Source organism: Xenorhabdus sp. KK7.4 (assembly GCF_963876465.1).
Classification (GTDB): Bacteria; Pseudomonadota; Gammaproteobacteria; order Enterobacterales; family Enterobacteriaceae; genus Xenorhabdus; species Xenorhabdus stockiae.
Genome location: NZ_CAWNQF010000111.1, coordinates 1 through 26,674, shown reverse-complemented (window position 1 = coordinate 26,674; position 26,674 = coordinate 1). Strand labels below are relative to the sequence as shown.

Below are 26,674 nucleotides of genomic sequence, written 5' to 3'. Positions count from 1 at the left end.
GAGATAAAAATGGATACATGGATATACCTAACACATGGTTTTGAAGTCGCATTAATCCCTAAAAATCTGATTATTGCATTAATCGGTTGTTTTATTGGGACTGTTGTTGGCCTGCTTCCGGGGCTTGGCCCAATCAATGGAGTTGCGATTTTATTACCTCTGGCGTTTGCTCTGAAACTCCCGGCAGAATCCGCCTTAATCTTACTGGCAACGGTCTATATTGGCTGTGAATATGGAGGGCGGATATCTTCAATTCTGCTGAATGTACCGGGGGATGCCGCTGCCATTATGACCGCTCTGGATGGGCACCCAATGGCAAAACAAGGGAAAGCCGGGGTTGCATTATCTATCTCAGCAGTCAGTTCATTCTGTGGCTCAATTCTGGCTATTGCCGGGATCATTTTGTTTGCGCCTCTTCTGGCAAAATGGTCTTTAGCATTCGGGCCTGCTGAATATTTTGCCCTGATGGTTTTTGCAATTGCCTGTCTTGGCAGCATGATGAGCCAGAACCCGGTTAAATCGCTACTGGCGGCCTTGATTGGTTTGGGTTTAGCCACCGTTGGCGTTGATTCCAACACCGGTGTTTATCGCTTCACCTTCGATAGTGTCCACCTCTCCGACGGAATTCAGTTTATTGTCGTTGTTATTGGGCTATTTTCTGTCAGCGAAATTCTGTTGATGCTGGAAAGTACGTCTACCGGCCAAAAAGTCATAAGTAAAACCGGAAGATTACTGTTTAATAAAAAAGAAGCCAAAGCCTGTACCGGGCCAATATTACGCTCATCAGTTATTGGTTTCTTTGTCGGAATACTGCCCGGCGCCGGAGCTACCATTGCCAGCGCAATCACCTACATGACAGAAAAAAGAATCAGTGGTAACAGTGATTCGTTCGGTAAAGGTGATATCCGGGGGGTTGCTGCCCCTGAAGCGGCCAATAATGCATCCGCTTGTGGTTCATTCATTCCCATGCTGACACTTGGTGTCCCGGGTTCAGGTACGACAGCGGTAATGATTGGCGCACTGACGCTCTATAACATCACTCCGGGTCCTGCAATGTTTACCGAACAGCCGGATATTGTATGGGGATTAATCGCTGCTCTGCTGATTGCCAATATTCTATTGCTAATTATGAATATCCCAATGATTGGCCTATTTACCCGTATGCTAAGTATTCCACTATGGTTTTTGGTACCGGTCATTGCCAGTATTTCAGCAGTCGGCGTTTATGCTGTACACAGCACCACGTTCGACCTGATGTTAATGGTTGGTCTGGGAGTTTTTGGTTACATTCTCAGGAAAATGAACTTCCCAATGTCACCACTTATTCTGGGGTTTGTGCTCGGTGAAATGCTGGAACAAAACTTAAGGCGAGCACTTTCAATCAGCAATGGTAGTTTTGATATCCTGTGGAGCAGTGCTATCGCTCAGTCTCTGCTGGTTTTAGCTGCACTGGTTCTTATTATTCCACCTACATTACGGATCATTCGCAAAAAGCGGCAGAAGAGCAGGAAAATTTATAGCCAATCCACATAACTGATGAATTGGCTATTATTCAGAACGATAAAATTTTCAGTTTCAGAAAATCAGTCAGAATATTTACGCATAACCAAAGATGCATTTGTACCACCGAACCCGAAGCTATTGGACATCACTGTTGTTAGCTCGCGTTCGGTTGGTTCTGTAATAATATTCATACCAAGCGCTTTTTCATCCAGCTCTTCGATATTAATGCTCGGTGCAATAATCCCGTGCTCCAGCATCAACAGGCTGTAGATTGCTTCCTGAGCACCCGCCGCTCCCAAAGAATGCCCGGTCATCGCCTTGGTCGCTGAAATTGCAGGTGTGTTATCACCAAATACTTCTCGGATAGCTTCCAGCTCTTTCAGGTCACCAACCGGTGTCGATGTGCCATGTGTATTGATATAGTCTACTTCACCATCAATACCGTCCATTGCCATTCTCATACAGCGAACAGCCCCTTCGCCTGAAGGTGCTACCATATCCATACCATCGGAATTTGCTCCGTAGCCAATAACCTCAGCATAAATATGCGCGCCACGGGCTAATGCATGTTCTAATTCCTCAACAACCACGATACCGCCACCGCCTGCGATAACAAAGCCGTCACGGTTTTGATCATAAGTACGGGAAGCACGATCCGGCGTTTCATTATATTTGGTGGAAAGCGCGCCCATTGCATCAAATTCACAGGCTATTTCCCAGCTAAGCTCTTCACCGCCACCAGCAAAAATAACATCCTGTTTGCCAAGCTGGATTAACTCAACAGCATGACCGATACAATGCGCAGAGGTCGAACAAGCAGAACTGATCGAATAGTTAACACCTTTAATTTTAAATGGTGTTGCCAGACAGGCTGAAATGCCGGAAGCCATTGTTCTTGTAACCATATAAGGCCCGACACCCCGTAAGCCACGGGCACGCATACCATCCGCACAGACAACCTGATTATGAGGAGAACCACCACCAGAGCCAACAACCAGCCCTGTGCGTAAATTAGAAACCTGATCATCTGACAGGCCGGAATCTTTAATTGCCTCGTCCATTGCCAGATAAGCATAAACAGAAGCATCACTCATAAAGCGCTGTGTTTTTCGGTCAATCAAACCTGTTGTATCCAGTTTGACATTTCCCCAAACTTGGCTGCGAAGCCCCATTTCTTTGAATTCTTCGGAAAAAGTTATCCCGGAAAGGCCTTCTTTCAGAGATTTAAGCACCTCTTTCTGGTTATTACCAATACTGGAAACAATTCCCAGACCAGTGATTACTGCTCTTTTCATTAATTACCTCATCAATATGTTTACCTGCGGGATTTCCTACTCGCACTTTAGCGTACACTTGTACGCTGAACAAGTCCGATCAGGTTAAAAATCGTGGAACAATTGATCAGAGTCAGTTCTTAAGATCCTCAATAGGTGGTGTAACAGCACCAAGACCGTTAAAATCCCCCATTATTCTTCGCAACAATACAGGTCTTATTTTGAAAAACAGTATCGTGAAAAACAGTGCTATCAGTAGCGCGACCCTAAGCTGGAATGAACAGGGCACACCTATCTCTGAGCAGTTTGATGATGTTTATTTTTCAAATCAAGACGGGTTGGAAGAAACGGTATATGTATTTTTGAAAGGCAATCATTTTCCTCAACGTTTTAGCACCCATCCTCGTTCTGATTGCGTTATAGCTGAAACCGGATTTGGTACAGGGCTAAACTTTCTGGCGATATGGCGCGCTTTCTCAGCTTTCAGGCAGCAGTCACCCGATGCCACATTAAAAAAACTGCATTACATTAGTTTTGAAAAGTATCCATTAAAAATCGCAGATCTAAAAAATGCCCACCAGCGCTGGCCAGAACTTCAGCCATTCTCTGAAGAATTATGTCAACAATGGCCCTTACCACTCTCAGGTTGCCATCGATTAATTCTTGATAATGGTGCTATCACGCTGGATCTTTGGTTTGGTGATGTAAATGAGCTATTACCCAAGCTAACTTCTGGTCTGAACAGCAAAATTGATGCATGGTTTTTAGATGGTTTTGCCCCATCTAAAAATCCACAAATGTGGAGCGAACAACTGTTCACTTCTATGGCAAAATTTTCCCGTCCGGAGGGGACATTTGCGACATTTACTTCCGCCGGTTTAGTTCGCCGTGGATTACAGGAAGCAGGTTTTGATGTCAAAAAAATAAAAGGTTTCGGACGTAAACGAGAGATGCTGACGGGATTTTTACTTCCCACAGCTCATAATCCCAGTTCCGATACCCCCTGGTTTACCCGCCAAAGCGCAACATACACTGATGATATAGCCATCATTGGCGGTGGTATTGCCAGTGCACTCACTGCCCTAGCTTTATTGCGTCGTGGTGCAAAAGTCACTCTATATTGTCAGGATGAACACCCCGCACAGAACGCGTCAGGTAATCAACAAGGCGCACTGTACCCCTTACTGAATGGTCAGAATGATCCACTAGAGCGATTTTTTACCTCCGCATTTACCTTTGCCCGTCGCCAGTACGATCACCTGACTGATCAGGGCGTTTTATTTGATCATCAGTGGGATGGAGTTATCCAGCTGGCCTACGATGAAAAATCGGATAAAAAAATCTCAGGGATACTCCAGACAGTATGGCCAGAAGAAATTGCTGTTGAAATGGATCGCCAGCAACTGAGCCAGATTAGTGGGCTGGATGTCAATTTTCATGGGGTTCATTACCCACAAGGAGGATGGTTATATCCGGGGCAGCTGACTCAGGAAGCCATCAAGCTCGCACAACAACGTGGTATGTGTACGCACTTCAACCATAAAATAATACGTCTGGCTCAGGATGAAAACGGCTGGCAGCTACATATTGAACATCAGGGGCAAGTACAGCTTAAAACCCATAAAGTGGTTGTTATTGCCAATGGTCACTGTTTGCCACAATTTGAACAAACTGAAAAGCTCCCAGTTACCGCTGTTCGTGGACAGGTCAGTCATATCCCAACTACCGAGCGTCTCAGCCAGCTAAAAAGTGTGCTCTGTTACGATGGTTATATGACGCCTGTCAATCCACACAATCAATATCACTGCATTGGCGCTAGTTACCAACGTAATTTTCTGGATATTGAGTATTCTTCCGCCGAGCAACAAGAAAACCGAGACCGTTTATTGAAGTGTTTTCCTGATGTTGAATGGGTGAAAGAGGTTGATATATCAGAAAATAAATCTCGTCAGGGAATACGCTGTGTCATTCGGGATCATATGCCAATGGTGGGTAATGTGCCTGTTCTCAGGGAGATTCTGGAAAAGTATGCCAACTTACCCCAACAAATGCGGTCCGGAGAGAAAATTGATGAGTCCCCTTGTTATCCTGACCTGTTTGTTATTGGTGCGTTAGGGTCTCGGGGTTTATGCTCCGCTCCTTTAAGTGCTGAGTTACTCGCAGGACAAATTTTTGGTGAAGCTCTACCGCTTGATGATGAAACATTAGCGGCTTTAAACCCTAACCGCTTCTGGGTCAGAAAACTGTTACGTGGAAAAAAGGTAAAAACCGAAAAACCTTAAATTACACTGATGCCACACGGCAATTAAAGAAGCTAATCTCCAGTCACGTAGATAAATTATGTGACTGGGGGCATGATTACTAACTAAATTACAATCGGTTCATATAATTATAGGGCGTTTCATAGCACAACGCTGTTCTGCCGAAAAACCATATTCAATTTCACCTTGCAAAATCTGTTGTAATTCCTCACTCATTTCCTGTGGTTCCAGGATAACAAACCCCAGTTTTTGGTAAAAAGGCGCATTCCAAAGGATATTACGGAAAGTTGTTAAAGTGACAGACTGTAATTGACGTTGTTCAGCAACTTGAATAACTGTTTCCATTAATTTCTTGCCTATGCCATTTCGTTGCCAATCCCCATGCACAGACAGTTCAAAAATATGTAACCCATCCTCCAGAGGTTTCGCCAGAATAAAACCTACAGGCACACCCTTATTATTTATTGCAACCCAGCTATTGTGTTGCGTAATATAGCCCAAATGTTGTTGTTCAGTCTGTACATGACCATCAGAAATCCAGGCTAATTCAGGTATGAGACAAAATAGTTGCGCAGCGGAATTTTCAATTATAGCTAACTGATTTATATCTGATAACTGTGTTGGCCGAATAGTAAACATTATACCACCTCGGTAATTATTCAGGATGGAAGCATCAATTTCATTGCGGCGATAATAATACCAGAAAAACCGAACATCATTGTTACCATCCATTTTGTCTGAGATGTTATTTTCTCTAATAGCGTCTTATGGATAGATGCCATTTCTTTATTTACAGATGCAATCTCAGTATGGATAAGCACCTTTACTGATTCAATATCAGCCTTAGTTGCATAGGTATTTTTTATAATTCCTACGTCTATTTTTAGCTCAGTTACATCTGTTTTTAGATCTGCTACATCTGACTTTAACTCTATTACGTCTGTTTTTAATTGTTTTACATCTGTCTTTAGCTCTGTTACGTCTGATTTTAACTCTATTACGTCTGTTTTTAATTGTTTTACATCTGTCTTTAGCTCTATTACGTCTGATTTTAACTGTGTTACGTCTGTTTTTAACTGTGTTACGTCTGTTTTTAACAGTGAAACATCTGTTTTTAATTGTGAAACATCTACCCCCATATTTTCAAATCTTTTTTCTAATATTACATTCATTTCCGTTCTCCCTGTCAGGTTGAAAGTACTAAAACTTATCGATTCAGGTAAAAAGTACTTTTTATATTGCTGATTGTGATCCCCATATTCCCTTTGAACAACATTGGCCTCAATTCTCATATACCACCTCCGAAATATCCTTTTTCTATTCTGTGTTTTTACAGAGAATTTATATTCATTGTTTTTAAATAACCAATAAATGATTACATTTTAAATTTATACATTAGCAATAAAATTAAAATGTATTTTTCATAATACTCCAGACTCTATCATCATTGATTTTTTAAATCATCAGCTGTTCCACTAATAGTAGAATAAAAACCCAGAGAATATATATAAAAAATCATTAAATTACGCTAGCACGTAACTTTAATATATAAAAATAAAATCTTACACTACCCAATGATTTTACTTTATTTCTTTCATAAAAGAACATTCAATATTTAAGATTATCTGTTATTTATCATTAATTGCGAAGCGCTACGCATTTCTATGTAAGAGAGGGCTGTAAAACAACCCTCAAAATAGCGTCAATACATTATGCTCTCGCGCTATCCAATAGCTTTTTCCAGGTGGATAAAATCAAAACCTGATCCGGTGGTGTCAATTCACCAGCCTTAATTGCTTTCTGAACGCTTTCCTCTACGCGCTGATGAAGCTGTTCAATCGTATTAGCACCTTCCAGCTCCAGTTCAGCAACGGCCAGAGTCAGATGCCCGCGCAGGTATCCACCAGCAAATAATTCGTCATCACTGGCATATTCAACCATGTCATCTATCTGTGCCAGAATGCGTGTTTCAAACTCTGCGAGCATTGTTTTTCCTCAAAAATCAAATCAGTTAGCAAAAGGATTTTCCGGGTCAGGAAAATGTTCTGCCTTTAGTGAAGGGGTATTGTAAAACGATTGCAGGGCACGAATAAAGCGCGCCGCGCGTAGGGGGATTCCATTTTCAAGGTATGCAATGACCTGAGCATGAACTTTCCGCTGAAAAGTAAAACGATCCGGCTCAAAATCACCGTCCAGATTATCGCAACTAATGTTGAACGGAAAGCCAGCAGCCATACAGAATAGCCACTCTAATGCCTGAGGTTTAATTTCGACTTTTTCAAATTCAGCCTGAGTTTGAGCATCGCGGCCATCGGGACAATACCAATAACCAAAATCAACCAATTTACGACGCTCTGTACCTGCAATGCACCAATGGGAAATTTCATGTAAACCGCTGGCGTAAAAGCCGTGGGCAAATACGACCCGGTTATAAACTTCTCTATCATCTGCGGGTAGATAAATTGGCTCATCATCGCCTTTGATCAAACGGGTGTTATAGTCATCGCTAAAGCAATTATCAAAAATTTCAATTAGTTGTTGATAATGATGTTCAGCCATTTATTAATACAATCCTAAAAATTAAAAATAAAATGCCAGCCAGGAACGGATGGTTTCACCATGCTGTTCATGAAGCAATTTGATGCTCATTAAAAAAGAGATGGTTACCAGCATCGGACGAATCAATTTCTGCCCTCTGCTCAATACCAAACCAGCCCCTAAGCGTGCTCCAATCATCTGACCGGCCAGCATAACAAAACCCAGCAGCCATAAAACCTGCCCGCCAAGAATAAAGAAAACTAATGCACCGAGATTAGCTGCGCAATTCAGCACTTTTGCATGTGCAGTTGCCTTAGCCAGATTGTAACCACAGAGCATGACGTAAGAAAGTGCCAGAAAAGAGCCGGTTCCCGGCCCGAATACACCATCGTAAAATCCGATTCCTCCCCCGGCAAGGCAACCAAATGCAATCGGTCCCAGACGGCGCGGTCGATCTTCTGCACCTATATTGGGTACCAACAGGAAGTAAAGGCCGATAATCATAACCAGAACCGGTAAGGCATAGCGCAGTAAATCCGGTGATACAAACTGAACCAGTAATGCGCCTGACATTCCGCCCAGAACCGTCATCGTGATGGCAAATCGTTGAGAATGTAAGCTTACGATCCCCCGGCGGATAAAATACAGGCTGGCAGAGAGTGAACTACCTACAGCCTGAAGTTTCCCTGTTGCCAGTGCCTGAACCGGCGTAATACCTGTGGATAATAAAGCGGGGATCGTTAACAGCCCGCCACCACCTGCTATTGAATCGATAAAACCTGCAACCAGGGCAACTAAAAAGAGAAAACCATAAACTTCCGGACCCAGTAATGACCATTCCATGATGTATTTCACCAGAAAATTGCTTATCCGATATCACAGTGTCTTTCGGCACCTGTTCATATTTGTTGAACTTCTGGTTCACCAGCTTGGAAGCGAAGGTGACACATCAGCACATTGTGCTCTCTGGCGCAACAGATGATCCATCAGGACTATCGCCATCATTGCCTCTGCAATAGGCACTGCGCGGATACCAACACAAGGATCATGCCGACCCCGTGTAACCATATCCACTTCTTCGCCCTGCCGATTAATTGTTTTACCTGAGACCATAATGCTGGATGTCGGTTTCAGCGCAATGTGGGCAACAATAGGCTGACTACTACTGATCCCCCCCAGAATGCCGCCCGCATGGTTACTGGTAAAACCCTGAGAGGTGATTTCATCCCTGTTTTCGCTGCCACGCAGGCCAATTACGCCAAAACCATCACCAATTTCTACTCCTTTCACAGCATTAATACTCATTAGCGCATGGGCAATGTCGGCATCCAGACGGTCAAAAACCGGTTCTCCTAATCCAGCCGGAACATTTTCAGCCACAACGGTCACTCTGGCCCCAATGGAATCCCCTTCTTTCTTCAGGGAACGTAATAATTCGTCAAGCTGAGTTAATTTACTTTCATCAGGACAGAAAAACGGGTTCTGCTCAACCAGATCCCAGTCTTTCATTTCGCAGTGAATATCTCCCATCTGAGTCAGGCAGGCACGGACACGAATACCATGTTTTTCGAATAAATATTTTTTGGCAATCGCGCCTGCAGCAACACGTATTGCAGTTTCGCGAGCAGATGAACGTCCACCTCCGCGATAATCGCGCAATCCATATTTTTGTTCATAGGTATAATCGGCATGGCCGGGACGGAAAACATCTTTGATAGCACTGTAGTCTTGCGAACGTTGATCGGTGTTTTCAATTAATAAGCCAATACTGGTTCCGGTTGTTACTCCCTCAAAAACACCAGAAAGTATGCGAACCTCATCGGGTTCACGGCGCTGAGTGGTATAGCGGGAAGTCCCGGGACGACGCCTGTCCAGATCAATTTGCAAATCGGCTTCCGAAATAACAATACCAGGTGGAACACCATCAACAATTCCACCCAATGCAAGACCGTGAGATTCACCAAATGTGGTGACACGGAAAAACTGTCCAATACTGTTGCCTGCCATACCTATCCTGCCATTATTTCTTATGTATTAAGATTAGATGTTAAATAACAATAAACTAACAAATGGTTAAAGCATAATTTATTTCACACGTTTTATTTAACTATACCAATTCAACTTCAAGATGCGTGTTATATCGCCCCGCGATGCGGGGAGATATAAGGGCTCACTTCATATTACCCGTTGTATACACTTCGTCTTTCAAGTTGCCTCTTTGTTGGCGACGTATCTTGAAATCCATTGTGTATAGCTTGAAGTTTATCGGGCATAAAATGTGCTAAAGAACACTTTAACCATTGGGCTTAATATTGTGTGTAACGAACTTTAATCTTTGAACAGGTGAAAATGTTCGTGATATTCGACTAACTGGCTACGGGTCAACATGAAGACGCCACCGCCGCCATGTTCAAATTCCAGCCATGTGAATGGTACATCAGGATACTGTCCGATCAGGTGAACCATGCTATTACCGACTTCACATATCAGCACACCCTCTTCTGTCAGGAAATCCGGTGCGGTCGCAAGAATACGACGAACCAGATCCAGCCCATCCACTCCCGCAGCCAGACCCAGCTCCGGTTCACGATGAAATTCATCCGGCAAGTCACTCATATCTTCTTCATCCACATAAGGTGGATTAGTCACGATAAGATCGTATTTCATCGGAGGCATATCGCGGAACATATCAGAGCGGATTGGTATGACACGATGTAACAGAGCATGGTTTTCAATATTCTGTTCTGTCACAGCTAAGGCATCAGCAGAAATATCAACTGCATCAACTTCTGCCTCAGGGAAAGCATGAGCACACGCAATCGCAATACAACCGCTTCCGGTGCACAGATCCAGAATGGTTGATGGCTCTTGTGGTAGCAACCCTGCAAATTGGTTGTTAATCAACTCACCAATAGGTGAACGCGGTACCAGAACCCGCTCATCAACATAAAACTCATGCCCACAGAACCATGCACGGTTAGTCAGGTAAGCGATCGGAATGCGATCATTGATACGACGCTGAACACATTCAGCAATACGATGACGCTCCGTTGTTGTCAGGCGGGATGCCATCATGTTTTCTGGTATATCGATAGGCAGGTGCAATGTTGGAAGAACCAATTGCAAAGCCTCATCCCATGGGTTATCTGTCCCATGACCATAATAGATGCCGGCTGCACTGAAACGGCTGGTTGCCCAGCGCAGCATATCCTGAATGGTATGCAGCTCCGCGACGGCTTCATCTACAAAAATCTTATCCACAAGCACCTCTAAACCTCAAGAATATTAAGTCTGCTAGTTTGCCACGATCCCCGCCACAAATCAGCTATCTGAGCATGTGAATTATTTCAGGTGAAAAGCATATGTGAGTTCGAAAAAAACATAAAAGCCATCCTGCTCTGACAAGATGGCTTTCATAAACACTATCTTTTTTATTAATCAGGCTTTTTTCTCACCCGATGTCTTGACCCACAAGAAATAGCAGGCGGTCAATAATGCTACCCAACCGAGCCCCACATATAACGCAACACGTGTATGCGGGAAATAACCCAGCACCACTATGATGAATGCCATAAATGCGATTGTCAGCATTGGCGCTATCGGCCAGAACGGTACAGGGAATTGCAGTTGTTTAGCTTCTTCCGCAGGCATTTTCCGACGCATCATGTATTGCGATAACAGAATCATCAGCCATACCCATACCGTGGCAAAGGTTGCGATAGAAGCGATAATCAAGAAGATTTCTTCCGGTAATATATAATTCAACCATACACCGACCAATAAAATGACTGACATCACCAATACAGTCACCCACGGCACACCATGTTTTGTCAGTTTGTTGAAAAAAGCAGGTGCCTGCTTTTTCTGCGCCATGCCATACATCATCCGTCCGGCACCAAAAATATCACTGTTGATAGCTGAAATTGCCGCTGTAATAACGACAAGATTCAGAATATGGGCAGCATAGTTGAAGTTCAGGCTGGAGAAAATTTGCACGAATGGGCTGCCATTCTGACCAACCTGATTCCACGGATAAATACACATCAGAACAAACAGGGTAAGAACATAAAACAACAGAATACGCACAGGAACAGCATTGATGGCTCTTGGGATAGAATATGTCGGATTTTTCGCTTCACTGGCGGTAATGCCGATAACTTCAATACCACCAAATGCAAACATCACAACGGTAAATGAAGCAATGATCCCGGTAACGCCGTTCGGCATAAAGCCGCCATGTTCCCACAGATTTGATAAACCAGTTGCATGGTCGGTTCCCTGATTAAATCCGAACATCATGATTGCAAAACCACCGACAATCATGGCAATGATTGCAACTACTTTTATGATGGAAAGCCAGAATTCCATCTCACCAAAAACTTTAACGTTACACAGATTTATCGCCCCAATAAACAAGACGATACCGAGAACCCAAATCCATTGATCAACATGGGGAAACCAGAATTTCATATAGAGGCCAAATGCCGTGACATCCGCCAGACAGACCACCAGCATTTCAAAGACATAAGTCCATCCAGTCAGAAAACCCGCCAGCGGCCCCAGATAATGGCTGGCATAATGAGAGAATGAACCGGGCACAGGGTTATGAACCGCCATTTCCCCCAATGCCCGCATAACCATAAAAACAGCGGCTCCTCCGATAATATACGCCAGCAATACCGCCGGCCCTGCGGCCTGAATAGCTCCCGCAGAACCATAAAAAAGCCCGGTACCAATTGCCGACCCCAGTGCCATAAACCGAATATGACGAACACTTAGCCCACGCTTGAGTTGTGAGGTGTTTTGCATGATTTATCCCTATTTCTTTTATTATTAGATGTGAAAGATAAATACAACGATAAGGCCGGGAAAACCGGCCTTCAGACGATTTAGTTTATGTGGTTTTTCAGGATATTACCAATCGGCAGGATCTTATCTGCCGGTAATAATGCAGAAAGTTGCTGTTCTGCCAATAACTGGATAGCTGCTTCAATATCCGGTGCGAAAAAACGGTCTTTATCGTAATACTTCACTTTATTACGCAGAATATGACGGGCTTTCTCAAGCGTTGGGCTGCTCTTTAACCCTTCACGGAAATCGATGCCCTGACATGCCGTCAGCCATTCAATTGCCAGAATACCCCTGACGTTATCCGCCATTTCCCACAAGCGACGACCTGCTGCCGGTGCCATAGAAACATGATCTTCCTGATTCGCTGACGTCGGCAAGCTGTCAACACTGGAAGGATGTGCTAACGCCTTATTTTCACTTGCCAGTGCAGCTGCAGTTACCTGAGCAATCATAAATCCAGAGTTCACTCCGCTGTTTTTGACCAGAAACGGAGGCAACTGAGACATATTGCTATCCATCAGCAGAGCAATCCGCCGTTCTGCCAGTGCACCAATCTCCGCCAGCGCAAGAGCCAGATTATCCGATGCCATCGCGACAGGTTCAGCATGGAAATTCCCGCCGGAAATCACTTCGTCCTGCTCAGTGAAAACCAGTGGGTTATCAGAAACAGCATTAGCCTCAACCATAATGACATCAGCAGCATGGCGAATTTGGGTCAGGCAAGCACCCATGACCTGAGGCTGGCAACGCAGTGAATAAGGGTCCTGAACTTTCGGGCAGTTTTCGTGGGAGGCAGAAATGTCACTTTTCTCTTCCAATACAAACCGGTACAAAGCTGCAACATCAATTTGCCCCTGCTGCCCGCGGACTTCATGAATACGTGCGTCAAATGGCTTACGGGAACCCAGAGCCGCTTCAACAGATAAAGCGCCACACACAACGGCTGATGCCAGTAATTCTTCCGCGGCAAACAAGCCTTTCAAAGCAAATGCCGTTGAAGTCTGAGTGCCATTCAGTAATGCCAGTCCCTCTTTTGCGACCAGTGTAAATGGCTGAAGACCCGCTTTTGCCAGGGCTTCTTTTGCCGGCAACCATTCCCCGCGATAACGGGCTTTGCCCTCACCCAGCAATAACAGGCTCATATGTGCCAGCGGAGCCAAATCACCAGAAGCCCCAACCGACCCTTTAGCCGGAATGCAAGGATAAACTTCGGCATTCACCAATGCTATCAAGGCTTGAATCACTTCCAGACGGATACCTGAGTAACCACGGGCTAAACTGTTAATTTTTAATACGACCATCAAACGGACGATTTCATCCGGCAGCGGTTCACCAACACCCGCCGCATGTGACATAACAATCGAACGTTGCAGTTCTTCTAAATCCTGTTCTGCAATTCGAGTATTTGCCAGTAATCCAAAACCCGTATTAATTCCGTAAGCAGTTCTGTTTTCATTAATGATGCGGTTAACACATTCAACACTGTTCTCTATCGCCGCAAAGCATTGCTCATCTAACGTTATTTGTACCGGATGCTGATAGACATGGCGTAACTCTTCAAGCGTCATTTTTCCCGGATGAATAGTGATATATTTCATATTAGTAACGCTCCTTATTTGATTTCTGCCGCTTGAGTGTCTTCTTTTCGGGTATTGAGCATAGGTAAATTCAGCCCTTGTTCTTCTGCGCATTGAATGGCCAGTTCATAACCTGCATCTGCATGGCGCATAACACCTGTCGCCGGATCATTATGGAGTACCCGGGCAATGCGCTCCGCCGCTTCATCTGAACCATCACAGACAATGACCATGCCAGAGTGCTGGGAGAATCCCATACCAACCCCGCCGCCGTGATGCAGCGATACCCATGTTGCTCCACTGGCTGTATTTAACAGGGCATTCAGCAATGGCCAGTCAGAGACTGCGTCAGAGCCATCTTTCATTGATTCGGTTTCACGGTTAGGGCTTGCTACTGAGCCTGAATCCAGATGGTCACGTCCGATCACTATTGGCGCAGAAAGTTCGCCATTACGAACCATTTCATTGAAAGCCAGACCCAGTTTGGCGCGATCACCCAACCCTACCCAGCAAATACGTGCTGGCAGGCCCTGAAAGCTGATGCGTTCGCGAGCCATATCCAGCCAGCGATGCAGATGGTTGTCATCCGGCAATAGTTCTTTTACTTTGGCATCTGTTTTATAAATATCCTGAGGGTCGCCAGAAAGTGCCGCCCAACGGAAAGGGCCTATGCCGCGACAGAAAAGCGGGCGGATATAAGCAGGAACAAACCCCGGGAAATCAAAGGCATTTTCAACACCCATTTCCTTAGCCATCTGCCTGATATTATTGCCGTAATCAAAAGTAGGGATACCTTGTTTCTGGAAGTCCAGCATCGCGGCTACATGCTGTGCCATCGATGCTTTTGCAGCCTGAACAACGTGTTCCGGCTCAGTTTCAGCCCGACGGCAATACTCTTCCCATGTCCATCCTACCGGCAAATAACCGTGTAGTGGATCATGAGCACTGGTCTGGTCTGTCACCATATCAGGGCGAATACCACGGCGAACCAGTTCTGGTAAAATCTCCGCCGCGTTACCACACAATGCTATCGATACTGCTTTACCTTCGCGGGTATAGCGCTCAATACGTGCCAGCGCATCATCCAGATCTGTGGCCTGCTCATCCACGTACTGGGTACGTAAACGAAAATCAATCCGGCTTTGCTGACATTCAATATTCAGCGATGAAGCACCTGCCAGTGTTGCGGCCAGAGGCTGCGCCCCTCCCATACCACCTAATCCGGCTGTCAGAACCCAGCGACCGGTCAAATCACCGTTATAGTGCTGACGCCCTGCTTCGACAAATGTTTCATAAGTGCCCTGTACAATTCCCTGACTGCCGATATATATCCAACTGCCGGCTGTCATCTGGCCGTACATCGCTAATCCCTTAGCATCCAGTTCATTAAAGTGTTCCCACGTTGCCCAGTGAGGAACCAGATTTGAGTTGGCAATCAGTACACGGGGAGCATTTTCATGTGTTTTGAAAACGCCGACGGGTTTGCCTGACTGAACCAGTAATGTCTCGTTGCTCTCAAGATTTTTCAGAGTTTCAACAATCTTTTCATAACATTCCCAATTTCTGGCTGCGCGACCAATACCACCATAAACCACCAGCTCATGGGGATTTTCTGCAACGTCAGGATCAAGATTGTTCATAAGCATGCGAAGCGGGGCTTCTGTCAGCCAGCTTTTTGCTGTGAGTTTTGTACCTCTGGGAGCACGGATAACCGCATTACTGAATTTATTATTTTGCGTTGTCACAGTTTTTCCTTTTTCATATTTATGAAAATTTATTAACTGTATAGTTGTATATACATGTATATTCAATAGGCAAAAATGTGACGGAGATAAAGTCAATAATTTTGTTATTTTTCTTTTTTATTGAAGATCAATAGGATGTTTATAATTTACTCGCAGAATCTCAGAAGGGAATTTTGCTGGTTTTGTGTTTTACATCACATATGCTTTACATTTTCGTTACCTTCTCCTCTCATGCATAAAGCAAAGAGGAGACTTTTGAGTACAGAGAAAACCAATCATAAACGTCAATTCACGAGCTAAAACGCCCTTTCAACTTATAACGGTGACCGGGAAATAATAATCTGGCACTGGAAACTATATGTTCTTGTGACCAAGTTCGGCGACTGATTAATAAACAGGGAGAATTCTCCTCTATTTGCAGTAAACGGCAGGAGCGGGCATCGCCGGCAACAGCTTCTACAATATGCTCTCCTTCCGTAAGCGGTGCCACTATCGATAAGTAATCATGGGCAGTCTGTTGATGAAAATCCTGTCGGAGATATTCCGGTGCCGCTAATGCATTAACATAACGGTCCTCAATTTGTACGGGCACATCATTTTCATAATGGAGAATAATTGAGTGATAAACCGCTGTACCGGCTTTTATTCCCAGCTCTTTGGCCTGAGTCATATTAGCGGTGACTTCCGCCAGCTTTAATACCTTACAGTGATGGCGATGGGTACGTGCCGCAATCTCATCAGCAATACTGTGAATTTCAAACAGGGCGGACTGCCCTTTCGGCTCTGATACAAAAGAGCCGACCCCCTGTAAACGGAATAAAAGCCCTTCTGCCGTCAGTTCCCGTAATGCCCTGTTTGCTGTCATGCGACTGCAATTGAATTGTTTTACTAACTCAGATTCTGAAGGCACTCTGTCATGGGGTTGCCACTCCCCGGTATGAATTTTTTCAATAATTGATTGTTTGACTTTCGCATACAGAGGTACGGGCTTAGTTATTTTGTCTGATAAATCAATGGTCACAATAAATTCCTTCCTACTCCCGAGCCAATTATCCATTCCACCAATGCACTATTTGCCATGCAAGGCGAGCCGCGGCTTTACCGCCCATACCCTGAATATCGTACAATGGATTCAGCTCAACGAGATCAACAGCCTGTAATTTTTTACTCTGGCAAATCGGCTGGATCAGTGACAATAAACGCTCTAACGGAACACCGAGCGCAGCCGGAGCTGAAACTGACGGCATTTGCCAAATCGGTAATACGTCCAAATCAATCGTCATGTAGATGATTTCAGCCTGATTCAGCATATCCTGTATCTGTTGTTGAACCTTATCCAACATAGAATCAATACATTGGGTATCCCAAATAATAGTGACATCAAGATGATTCGCTTCATCCAATAAAGCTTGTGTATTTGAGGCCAGACTGGCACCCACACAACTATAATTAAACGGACGCTGTTGCTGGTGACAATAATCAGCAAGCTGGCGGAATGGTGTTCCTGATGTTGCCTGTGGCGCATTGCGTAGATCCAGATGCGCATCAAAATTAATGATTCCTACCCGCTGTGCTGGAAACGCACGATAAATGCCCATACCATGAGCAAATGCAGTTTCATGACCGCCACCAAAAATAAGGGTACGCATTTTCTGGCTCTGACAGGCATAGACAGCATCACTCAGAGCACTTTGGGCTTCACTTAACTGACCACTATTCGCCCGGATATTACCCAAATCCACCAGCAATTCATGCCCATCATGGCTCGCCATATTTGCCAGCGACTGACGCAAATATTCAGGCCCTGATTTTGCTCCCGGTCGCCCCTGATTGAGTTTCACTCCTTCATCACATTCAAAACCCAACAATGCAATATGATTCGGATATTGTTCAGGGGAAAAATCAGCGGGTTGTTTTATCGTCTGGAACATGCGTAAAGCATTATTGGCTTCGGCAAGGTCATTACGCCCCTGCCAAATGTTTTCTGATGTCGGATGCCATAATTTCATGTTATTTCCCTCGTTATTATTTATTGTTCACAAAAAATTATGCGTAATTACGCCACGATAGACACGGTAAACCAACGGATTACGACCTAACTCGTATAATATATCTACAGGTTCTTTTGCATCCCAAACAATAAAATCAGCCATATAACCTGCTGCTATCTGACCGTGGCTTTCCGCTCTGCCCAATGCTCGGGCTGCATGAATAGTTACGCCCTGCCATGCTTCTTCCGGTGTCAGACCGAACTGGACACAAGCCATATTCATCATCATACGTAGTGACGTGAACGGGCTGGTTCCCGGATTAAAATCCGTAGAAATCGCCATCGGTACGCGGTACTGGCGTAATAAAGCAATCGGAGGGCATTGTGTCTCTTTCAGAAAATAAAATGCTCCCGGCAATAAAACGGCAACCGTTCCACTGCGGCTAATTGCCTGAACGCCTTTTTCATCCAGATATTCAATGTGATCAACAGATAAGCCCTGATAATCAGCAACCAGCTCAGTTCCACCCAGATTGGAAAGCTGTTCAACATGGCCTTTGACGGGAATATTTAATCTTCTGGCCGCATCAAAGACGCGTTTAGTCTGTTCAAGACTGAATCCAACGCTTTCGCAAAACACATCCACAGATTCAAATAACTGTTTTTGCCAAAGATTGGGCAGAATAGTGTTACAAACTAAGTCAATATAAGCGTCAGGATTATGTTTGTATTCGGGAGGAACAGCATGAGCGGAAAGCAGAGTCGGGCTGATTTCAATTGGGTTTTTCTGCCCTAATATCCGAATAACCTCCAGTTGTTTCTCTTCATTCTCCAAATCCAGCCCATAACCTGATTTCATTTCAATGGTTGTGACACCTTCAGCTATCAATGCACTCAGCCGCTTTTGAGCCGAGATTTCCAGTTGTTGGGCTGAGCTTTGCCGGGTGGCATTGACTGTAGCATTAATACCGCCACCTTTAGCACTGATTTGTGCATAAGAAATACCATTCAGACGCTGCTCCCACTCTGATGCCCGGTTACCACCAAAAACCAGATGAGTATGACAGTCGATCAGGCCGGGAGTAATTAATCGCTGTTCTGCATCAATCACCTTGCAACGGCTAGCTGGCACACTCTCCGTTGGCAGAACTGCCAGAATTTTTTCATCCCGTATGATCAAATCATATTGTTCCAGAATACCGTAATTATGCTTGCCATCCATTTTACTGATTGTAGGGTTCATTGTGGCAAGTCTGGCATTACGCCAGATAATGTCGGTATCTTTCAGTTCAATCGACATTATTTTCGTCCTGTTATTTTTTTGTTGTTACTGACAGTTGTTATGTTGTATATACATTTATTTTATAACCAGACACAATTGTCAAATAATTTTATGAACAGCATGTTTCCAAAAATAATAGCGTCTAAGCAAAATCTTAATAAATCAGGTACAATCACCGAAAGTTGTTAATGAATTAGTATGTAATGAAGAAGAAAAAACCATTAAATGAAGAAGACATCAGTCTATTTAGAACGTCAGTAGTGGGAACCCGTCGGATTACTCAGGATAAAGTCTTACACTCCCCAAAAAGAAAAAAAATTAGTCAAATGGCACCTGAGCGCCTGATGCAAGAACAGGTCGATGCTAGTTACTATTTTTCTGATGAGTTTCAGCCTAATCTGGATATGGAAGGCCCGACTCGTTATGTACGAGAAGGAGCCAATCATTATGAACTGAAAAAGCTGCGGCGAGGTGATTATCCCCCTGAACTTTTTCTGGATTTACACGGATTAACTCAGTTACAGGCTAAACAGGAAATCGGGGCGTTAATCGCGGCCTGTCGTCGAGAAAATGTCTATTGTGCCTGTGTTATGCATGGTCACGGTAAACATATCCTCAAGCAACAAACGCCCCTATGGCTCGCGCAACATCCCGATATTATCGCTTTTCATCAGGCACCTAAAGAATGGGGAGGAAACGCTGCATTACTCATTTTGGTTGAACAGGATGAGTTTATACAGCGTTAGCTAAAACACGTTTTAACCTGCGGACTGGTCAGGGCTACAATTGTGCCGGAGAGGTTTGCCATAGTAGGCGACCTTTTTGCGTCTGCTCATCCAGCTCCACACAGGCAATACTGGATGTCGAAAACATCGGAGGGGCTTGCGCAGGGCAAAGCTCAGATACTAAATAGCCAACTAAAGGTAAATGAGAAACTACCAAGATGGCTTTTTTTCCTTGCTCTGCCAAAACCTGTAAGTAACTTGCCACCAGCTCAGCATCACCCGATGGGGTTAGCTCTTCTAACATTTCCTCACTATCAGGTAATACCAGACTCTCACGCACTACTTGCAGAGTCTGCCTCGCCCGGATATAAGGACTGACCAGTACACAATCAATCTCTGGCTTCTGTTGCCCAAGCCAAAGCGCCATTTTCTGCGATTCCTGACAGCCGCGCGGCGTTAACTCCCGCGTTGCATCACTGATTGAGTTAAAAGCAGCATCACCATGACGCATAATAAACACGAACATAATTCACCGTTGAGTTAAATTTCAGAACTAATTCTAATATTTACTTTCATTCTACCAAAAATAACCCTGAAATTACTCAGGCAATTAGCTGAATTAAAGCCACCCGTTTTCAGGTAACTTATCACGAAAGCAAAATAATATTATTGAGAGCGAACTGTGAACCTTTGATAAAAGGTTTCAATGAAAATTGAGAGATATTCTGCCGCAAAATACGGCTAAATAAAATTACTAATAATGGGTGATATATGTATTGTTTGGCTATTATATTAAGCTGATAACTTAACAATAAAAAATTTATACACAATATATTGTTTAGCTATTATAGATAAAACCGGCCCTTTAAGTTAAAAGGACCGGTATCACTTATTAAAAAATACCAGAAGAAGCGTATATGCGTTATTCGTAGAATCTCTTATCCTGTTCAGCCATCTGAATCAGACGTTCACAGGGTGCAAACCTGTCTCCGTACTGCTGTGCCAGACGTTGCAAAGTTTCTACAACATGACGGCTACCAAGCTTATCCATATAACGGAATGGTCCTCCCAGGAATGGCGGGAAACCAATACCAAATACAGCACCTATATCACCATCACGAGGGCTGCGGATGATACTTTCATCCAGACAACGTACAGCTTCATTTAACATTAACATCAGACAACGCTGAGCAATGTCTGAGCGTGACATTTTTGCAGCAGGCTGAACTTTCAACAGGGAATAAATGGAAGAATCAGCCTCTTTGCTATTTTTCCTGAATGACCAGAACTTATTCTTTTTAGTTGCATAGGAATAAAAACCACGACCGTTTTTCTTACCCTTGCGATCGTCATTCAGCACAGCATCTAAAATTGCCGGTGGTGTAAACCGCTCCCCTAATTGATCCACCAACACAGGGATAATTTTGGTTCCGACATCAATACCGACTTCATCCAGCAAATTGATTGGCCCGATTGGGAAACCAAAATCAACCAGAGCTTTATCGATATGTTCGATAGGTTCCCCTTCCACCAGGCAATAGCCCGCTTCATTAATATAAGGAGATAAAATTCGGTTAACATAAAACCCGGCTTTATCTCCCACAACAATGGCGGTTTTACCCTGTTTTTTCGCCAGTGCTACTGCTGTCGCTATTGTTTTTTCACTTGTTCCTGCATGTGGAATGACTTCCACCAACGGCATCTTATCTACAGGGCTGAAGTAATGAAGGCCAATAACCTGCTCCGGTCGTTTAGCAATTTCCGCAATCTGGTGAATCGGCAATGAAGACGTGTTAGACGCGAAAATAGTTTCCGCTTTTGTATTCGCTTCAATTTCTGCGACCATCTTACGTTTCAGTACCAAGTCTTCAAATACGGCTTCAACCACAATATCAGCCTGTTTAAAACCACTGTAATCAGTAGTACCAGATAGCAGAGACATCTGACGAGAACGCTTCGATGGAGTCAGACGCCGTTGACTGACGCGTTTGGAAAGCATATCCCATGTATATTTCAGGGCCTGATTAATGCCTTTCTCATTAATATCTTTGATACGCGCCGGTAAATGACCACGAGTTGCGGTTACATTAGCAATCCCGCCCCCCATCAAGCCACCACCTAAAATCCCCACATGCCTGATTTGAGCAGGCAGTTCCGAAGAACCCGTCTCATTTTTTAATGAAGTGGTAGCAAAAAACAGACTGCGCAGTGCCGATGATTCGGATGACATAGCCAGCTCACCAAATGCTTTGGCCTCTGCCTGCAAACCGGCTTTTTGCCCTTTATCCAGACCAAGGCGAATCACATCAATGATCCGTTCTGGTGCGGGATAATGACCATGAGTTTTGGCCCGCGTTTTTTGCTGAACCATACGGAATAATAATGGCCTGCCAAGAGCGCTCGCTAACAGACGTTGTGACCATGCCAGAGGTTTGCGTTTAGCAACACCTTTCTTAACATATTGAACTGCTACATCCAGCAAAATATCCAAAGGAACAGCATCATCAACAACACCCAGTCGTTTTGCCTGTTTTGCTTTGAGCTGACGCCCTGTCAGGATCATATCTAATGCAGAGCTGACACCAATCAAACGGGGTAGTCTTTGAGTCCCGCCGGAACCCGGCAACAACCCGAGCTGTACTTCAGGTAAACCAAGACGGGTTTTATCATCCAGAGAACAAATACGTGCATGGCAGGCTAATGCAAACTCCAACCCACCTCCTAAGCATGCACCATGCATAGCCGCAACAATAGGTAAAGAATAACTGGCAATTTTATCAAATAATTCCTGACCTTTTTCAGCCAGAGCCGTTGCTTCCTGTTGAGTCTGGCAACCCGCGATCATCGTAATATCTGCACCGGCAATAAAGGTGTCGGACTTACCGGATATAATCACCAGCCCTTTTAAACCGGAAACCTGTTGTGCCTGCTCGAAAACCGCCAGAAATTGCTCAACAAACTCCGCTTTCAGCGTATTAACTTTCTCACCCGGAACATCAATAGTAATAACGCCAACTCTGTCATCTCTGACAGAAAAACTGAATACCGATTGTTCTGCTGACATGATTGTTTCATCCAGAGCCATTATTCCACCTCCAATACCATCGCAGCACCCAAGCCACCAGCTGCACAGGCTGTTGTCAGCCCAAGCCCGCCTCCACGGCGACGCAGTTCATTCAGGGTCTGGGTCACCATTCTGGCACCGGTGGCAGCAAATGGATGCCCGTAAGCAATTGAACCACCTAGTACGTTGAATTTATCCATATCAACCTCACCAATCGCCTGAGAACGTCCCAATTTCTCGCGGGCAAATTTATCACTGGCAAACATTTTCAGGTTTGTCAGAGTCTGAGCGGCAAACGCTTCATGCATATCAATAAGGGAAAGTTCATTCAACGTAATCCCTGCTCTGTCCAGTGCCAGTGGAGTTGCATATGATGGCCCCAGTAACATGTCCTGCCAGACATCAATCGCTGAAAACGCATAACTGCGCAAATAGCCCAATGGCACCATGCCAAGTTCTTTAGCAGCGGATTCACTCATCAAAATCACTGCCGCGGCACCATCAGTCAGCGGAGTACTATTGGCCGCAGTGACTGTGCCATATTTGCGATCAAAAGCCGGGCGTAATTTCGCATAAGATGTAAGTTCTGAGTTTTTGCGGATATTATTATCTTCCTGCAAAGATTCGCGATATGGAGGGAAATGAGCGGATATCACTTCATCACGTAATAGTCCCTTCTCCCAGGCTTTAGCCGCCATCAAATGAGAGCGGTGCGCCAGCTCATCCTGTGCTTCACGACTGATATGGTAGGTTTTCGCCATTTGTTCAGCAGTATCGCCCATTCTTAACCCGGTGGAATATTCAGCAACTGCTGGCGATACGGGCAGTAAATCTTTTAATTTCAATCTACTCAGCAAGTTAAGGCGCTGTGAAAGGCTTTTGGCTTTATTCATATCAACCAGAGTACGAGCCAGTGATTTGGTCACCCCAATTGGCAGGACAGATGAAGAATCAGCCCCACCAGCAATTCCCACATTCACGGTTCCTGCCATAATACTTTCTGCTACATTAGCTATCGCCTGAAAACTGGTTGCGCAGGCCCGGGAAACACTGTACGCATCTGTACCAACACTTAAACCCGCACCCAACACGATTTCCCGTGCAATATTCGGGGCTTCAGGCATTTGAACAACCTGACCAAAAACCAATTGGTCGATCTTCTCTGGTGGCAGCCCACTTCTGATAACCAACTCACTGACAACAGCTTTCCCCAAATCAACAGCCGGAATACCGTGGTAGTTCGTTGCCTGTTTAGCAAAAGGAAGGCGTAGCCCACTGACAATAGCAACTCGTTCCTTTTGTTGTGCCACTTTTGTTGAAGAACGACTCATAGCAACTCCTGCAATAATCATTAATTAAATCAACTGATTAAAATTATTTACTCACCTCATAAGAGGTCAGACCTGATGAAGCATTGTTAACGTAATGTTGGGAAATAGCAAACAGGAATAAACTAAAAATGCGAGCAAGCGCAACTTTAATAGATTTATAATTTATACGATCTGAACAGATAGCACGCGAAAAAAAGATGAAGAAACACTTATTGGTTACAACAAATAATCATCAGCTTTCCCATTGTTATGACTATTTTTGACCACAATGGGAAAACTATAACTCTGAAAGTAGTTAACGCAATCCCAGCTGAAATATCATAGCCTCTGCCTGACAACTAAATGTAAAATCTATGGTCAATTGCATACCATCATGCACTTCTTCTATTTTATGGCTGATGATGCAAGGATCAGATTCCACCTTTTTTGCTTTTTCTGTCAATATATTAAGTATTGCATCTGCTTCCTGACTGCTGGCAAAAATCTGTTGATAAGAAGCCGTGCACTCTTCATTATCAATGACTGTACCAACATCAACACAACAGCAAGCGGCCGTTTCGTTAGCCCCATGGCGCTTAATTACATCAGTCATCTTATTTCTCCGACAATAAAAATCCAAATCTGATTTTACGTTGTACTTTCCTTTAATAACCACTATTTACGCTGCGTAATACCATTTATTTCACTCTTTATTGATCTCAGCACGTTAATTAAATCGCGTTTACATCTCGTTAACACCAACTGTCTATTTTTTGTTAAGCAAGTCCCATTTTAGTAATCATTTTCGTCATATTTTAAAAACATTCTTGCAACACATTGCGATCTCAGGCCTATACTTCTCACACTGGTCTGATTTGTCATTGTGATGAACCGACTCTACAATTCCGCGCTCTCAGCTACTTGAGTAGCATGTTAAATAATAATTAAACAATGAGGTTTTGGTTATGAACCAGAAAAACCTATTTTCACGTTCAGCATTAGCAGTGGCGGTTGCGATTATTTCATCTAACGCTAATGCTGCAGGTTTTCAATTGAATGAATATTCATCATCAGGACTAGGTCGTGCATTTTCTGGGGCAGGTGTTGTTGCAGAAGACGCCTCTGAAGGCAGCCGCAACCCTGCAGCCATGACCCTATTTGATCGCCCATCCTTTTCCGGCGGTTTTATTTATGTTAAGCCAAAAGTTGATATTACTGGTGAGTCTCCTGTTACTAAAAATAGTACAGATGCGAAAAATATCGCACCAAATGCACCAGTACCAAATCTACATTTCATTACACCAGTCACCGATGAGTTGTTTGTTGGTGCATCAATCACGAGCAACTTTGGTTTATCCACAAATTTCAGTAATAACTATGCTGCCGGCTCCATTGGTGGGAAAACATCACTCAAAACCGGCAACTTTAATCTGGCTGGTGCATACAAAGTCAATGATCAGTTTAGCTTTGGTCTGGGTTTAAATGCCATTTATGCTGATGCTGAAATTGTTCGGCATCTGGGTGAAGTAGGCTCTGCGCTCTCTCAAGCTCTGGGAAAAAATATTCCAGCAAGCACAGAAGTGGCTCGTCTAGAAGGCAAAGATTGGGGTTATGGTTGGAATGCAGGACTTCTGTATCAATTCGATGAAAACAACCGTTATAGCTTAACTTACCGTTCGAAAGTTAAAGTAAAGTTTAAGAATGGTGATTACAGCAATCAACTGCCTTATATTGATACTCCTTTCCTAAAAATACCTGGACTTGCAGGAAAAACCATCAAAGGTACACTAGATCTAAACCTGCCTGATATGTGGGAAATCTCTGGTTATAACCGTGTTGCACCTCAATGGGCAATCCATTATAGCTTCCTCTATACTGGCTGGAATAGCTTCAAGGAATTAAAAGGTGAACCTAAAAACGGTGGAGACAAGCCTCTATTTGAAAAGCACGAAGGTTTCCGCAATGCTTACCGTATCTCACTAGGTACAACTTACTATCATGACGATAACTGGACATTCCGTACCGGTATCGCTTTCGATGAAAGCCCTGTACCAGCCCAAAACCGCTCTATCTCCATCCCAGACCAGAATCGTTTCTGGTTAAGTGTAGGGACGACTTACGCATTTAATAAAGATACCTCCGTAGATGTGGGTATTTCTTATATGCGTGGGAAGAAAGTACATGTGAACGAAGAATTACCAAAAGATCTCCAAAAAGGTCCTTTCGCCACGACGTATGATTTCGATTCTAAAGGAACCGCATGGTTAGCCGGTGTAGGTCTGAACTACACATTCTAATCATCTTCTATGATCAAAAAAGGATAGCTTTAGCTATCCTCAGACTGCTGACAAACCGCGTTGAAAATAACGCGGTTTGTTGCCTTCATTATAAATCCTTATCTTTCGATTTTTCCTGCCTCATCCCTAAACAATCCTTTTTGGGCACGTGATTGGGCTTCTGGCCCCGTTAAATACACGAAAGCACCGCAGATAACACCAACAAAGGGCCGCCACCAGTAAGGCTATCTTCTTGATATTTTGAGCTGTTGCCGCCA

At 44.1% G+C, this 26,674-nt stretch carries 22 protein-coding genes; 4 read left to right on the top strand and 18 right to left on the bottom strand.

Going from position 1 to position 26,674, the window contains the following annotated elements; translation table 11 throughout:
• Window positions 1-9 precede the first annotated feature (9 nt).
• The gene (locus AACS90_RS18830; protein WP_099121107.1) at window positions 10-1,533 is read left to right on the top strand and encodes a tripartite tricarboxylate transporter permease; all 1,524 of its coding nucleotides are present in this window, start codon (window positions 10-12) and stop codon (window positions 1,531-1,533) included.
• A 50-nt stretch (window positions 1,534-1,583) separates the two neighbouring features.
• Here the strand turns inward: AACS90_RS18830 and fabB are convergent, their stop codons facing one another.
• A complete protein-coding gene (gene fabB / locus AACS90_RS18825) occupies window positions 1,584-2,798 on the bottom strand; it encodes a beta-ketoacyl-ACP synthase I (protein WP_099121106.1) in 1,215 nt (404 codons plus the stop codon).
• A gap of 215 nt (window positions 2,799-3,013) precedes the next feature.
• On the opposite strand from fabB, the gene mnmC reads away from it, so the two are divergent.
• Window positions 3,014-5,059, top strand: a complete 2,046-nt coding sequence (mnmC, locus tag AACS90_RS18820) for a bifunctional tRNA (5-methylaminomethyl-2-thiouridine)(34)-methyltransferase MnmD/FAD-dependent 5-carboxymethylaminomethyl-2-thiouridine(34) oxidoreductase MnmC (protein ID WP_099121189.1) — start codon at window positions 3,014-3,016, stop codon at window positions 5,057-5,059.
• A gap of 99 nt (window positions 5,060-5,158) precedes the next feature.
• Here mnmC and AACS90_RS18815 read toward each other — a convergent pair whose 3' ends face one another.
• The 13 genes from AACS90_RS18815 to hutI all read right to left on the bottom strand — a co-directional run bounded on the left by AACS90_RS18815 (window position 5,159) and on the right by hutI (window position 19,039).
• Complete coding sequence (locus AACS90_RS18815; RefSeq protein ID WP_099121105.1) at window positions 5,159-5,677, bottom strand: GNAT family N-acetyltransferase; 519 nt, start codon at window positions 5,675-5,677, stop codon at window positions 5,159-5,161.
• Window positions 5,678-5,697: 20 nt separating this feature from the next.
• Complete coding sequence (locus AACS90_RS18810; RefSeq protein WP_241538191.1) at window positions 5,698-6,330, bottom strand: hypothetical protein; 633 nt, start codon at window positions 6,328-6,330, stop codon at window positions 5,698-5,700.
• 418 nt (window positions 6,331-6,748) lie between these two features.
• Window positions 6,749-7,024 carry a YfcL family protein gene (locus tag AACS90_RS18805; RefSeq protein ID WP_099121104.1) on the bottom strand — a complete coding sequence of 92 codons (276 nt, stop codon included), beginning with the start codon at window positions 7,022-7,024 and terminating at the stop codon, window positions 6,749-6,751.
• A 21-nt stretch (window positions 7,025-7,045) separates the two neighbouring features.
• The gene (locus tag AACS90_RS18800) at window positions 7,046-7,597 is read right to left on the bottom strand and encodes an elongation factor P hydroxylase (RefSeq protein ID WP_099121103.1); all 552 of its coding nucleotides are present in this window, start codon (window positions 7,595-7,597) and stop codon (window positions 7,046-7,048) included.
• A 21-nt stretch (window positions 7,598-7,618) separates the two neighbouring features.
• Window positions 7,619-8,419 carry a sulfite exporter TauE/SafE family protein gene (locus AACS90_RS18795; RefSeq protein WP_099121102.1) on the bottom strand — a complete coding sequence of 267 codons (801 nt, stop codon included), beginning with the start codon at window positions 8,417-8,419 and terminating at the stop codon, window positions 7,619-7,621.
• 78 nt (window positions 8,420-8,497) lie between these two features.
• The gene (gene aroC / locus AACS90_RS18790; RefSeq protein WP_099121101.1) at window positions 8,498-9,583 is read right to left on the bottom strand and encodes a chorismate synthase; all 1,086 of its coding nucleotides are present in this window, start codon (window positions 9,581-9,583) and stop codon (window positions 8,498-8,500) included.
• Window positions 9,584-9,904: 321 nt separating this feature from the next.
• Complete coding sequence (gene prmB / locus AACS90_RS18785; RefSeq protein ID WP_099121100.1) at window positions 9,905-10,837, bottom strand: 50S ribosomal protein L3 N(5)-glutamine methyltransferase; 933 nt, start codon at window positions 10,835-10,837, stop codon at window positions 9,905-9,907.
• A 177-nt stretch (window positions 10,838-11,014) separates the two neighbouring features.
• Window positions 11,015-12,385 carry an amino acid permease gene (locus AACS90_RS18780; RefSeq protein ID WP_099121099.1) on the bottom strand — a complete coding sequence of 457 codons (1,371 nt, stop codon included), beginning with the start codon at window positions 12,383-12,385 and terminating at the stop codon, window positions 11,015-11,017.
• Between the two features lie 80 nt (window positions 12,386-12,465).
• Window positions 12,466-14,025, bottom strand: a complete 1,560-nt coding sequence (hutH, locus tag AACS90_RS18775) for a histidine ammonia-lyase (RefSeq protein ID WP_099121098.1) — start codon at window positions 14,023-14,025, stop codon at window positions 12,466-12,468.
• A 14-nt stretch (window positions 14,026-14,039) separates the two neighbouring features.
• The gene (gene hutU / locus AACS90_RS18770; protein WP_099121096.1) at window positions 14,040-15,749 is read right to left on the bottom strand and encodes a urocanate hydratase; all 1,710 of its coding nucleotides are present in this window, start codon (window positions 15,747-15,749) and stop codon (window positions 14,040-14,042) included.
• Between the two features lie 289 nt (window positions 15,750-16,038).
• A complete protein-coding gene (gene hutC / locus AACS90_RS18765; RefSeq protein ID WP_371635216.1) occupies window positions 16,039-16,770 on the bottom strand; it encodes a histidine utilization repressor in 732 nt (243 codons plus the stop codon).
• A 28-nt stretch (window positions 16,771-16,798) separates the two neighbouring features.
• Complete coding sequence (gene hutG, locus AACS90_RS18760; protein WP_099121094.1) at window positions 16,799-17,758, bottom strand: formimidoylglutamase; 960 nt, start codon at window positions 17,756-17,758, stop codon at window positions 16,799-16,801.
• 27 nt (window positions 17,759-17,785) lie between these two features.
• On the bottom strand, window positions 17,786-19,039 hold the full coding sequence (gene hutI, locus AACS90_RS18755) for an imidazolonepropionase (protein ID WP_099121092.1): 1,254 nt from the start codon (window positions 19,037-19,039) through the stop codon (window positions 17,786-17,788).
• A gap of 185 nt (window positions 19,040-19,224) precedes the next feature.
• Here hutI and smrB point away from each other — a divergent pair, with 185 nt between their 5' ends.
• Entirely contained in the window at window positions 19,225-19,767 is a 543-nt protein-coding gene (gene smrB / locus AACS90_RS18750) for an endonuclease SmrB (RefSeq protein ID WP_099121090.1), read from the top strand.
• A 34-nt stretch (window positions 19,768-19,801) separates the two neighbouring features.
• Here the strand turns inward: smrB and sixA are convergent, their stop codons facing one another.
• From sixA to AACS90_RS18730, 4 genes are all read right to left on the bottom strand, one after another.
• Entirely contained in the window at window positions 19,802-20,272 is a 471-nt protein-coding gene (gene sixA, locus AACS90_RS18745; protein WP_099121088.1) for a phosphohistidine phosphatase SixA, read from the bottom strand.
• A 396-nt stretch (window positions 20,273-20,668) separates the two neighbouring features.
• On the bottom strand, window positions 20,669-22,831 hold the full coding sequence (gene fadJ / locus AACS90_RS18740) for a fatty acid oxidation complex subunit alpha FadJ (protein ID WP_099121086.1): 2,163 nt from the start codon (window positions 22,829-22,831) through the stop codon (window positions 20,669-20,671).
• Window positions 22,831-24,141, bottom strand: coding sequence for an acetyl-CoA C-acyltransferase FadI (gene fadI, locus AACS90_RS18735; protein ID WP_099121084.1), 1,311 nt, complete (start codon window positions 24,139-24,141; stop codon window positions 22,831-22,833). The genes fadJ and fadI overlap by 1 nt, the downstream gene beginning before the upstream one ends.
• Window positions 24,142-24,436: 295 nt before the next feature.
• Window positions 24,437-24,733 (bottom strand): YfcZ/YiiS family protein, encoded by a 297-nt coding sequence (locus AACS90_RS18730; protein WP_099121082.1) that lies wholly within the window; start codon window positions 24,731-24,733, stop codon window positions 24,437-24,439.
• A gap of 352 nt (window positions 24,734-25,085) precedes the next feature.
• Between AACS90_RS18730 and fadL the strand changes: the two genes are divergently transcribed.
• On the top strand, window positions 25,086-26,417 hold the full coding sequence (gene fadL / locus AACS90_RS18725) for a long-chain fatty acid transporter FadL (protein ID WP_099121080.1): 1,332 nt from the start codon (window positions 25,086-25,088) through the stop codon (window positions 26,415-26,417).
• Window positions 26,418-26,674 lie beyond the last annotated feature (257 nt).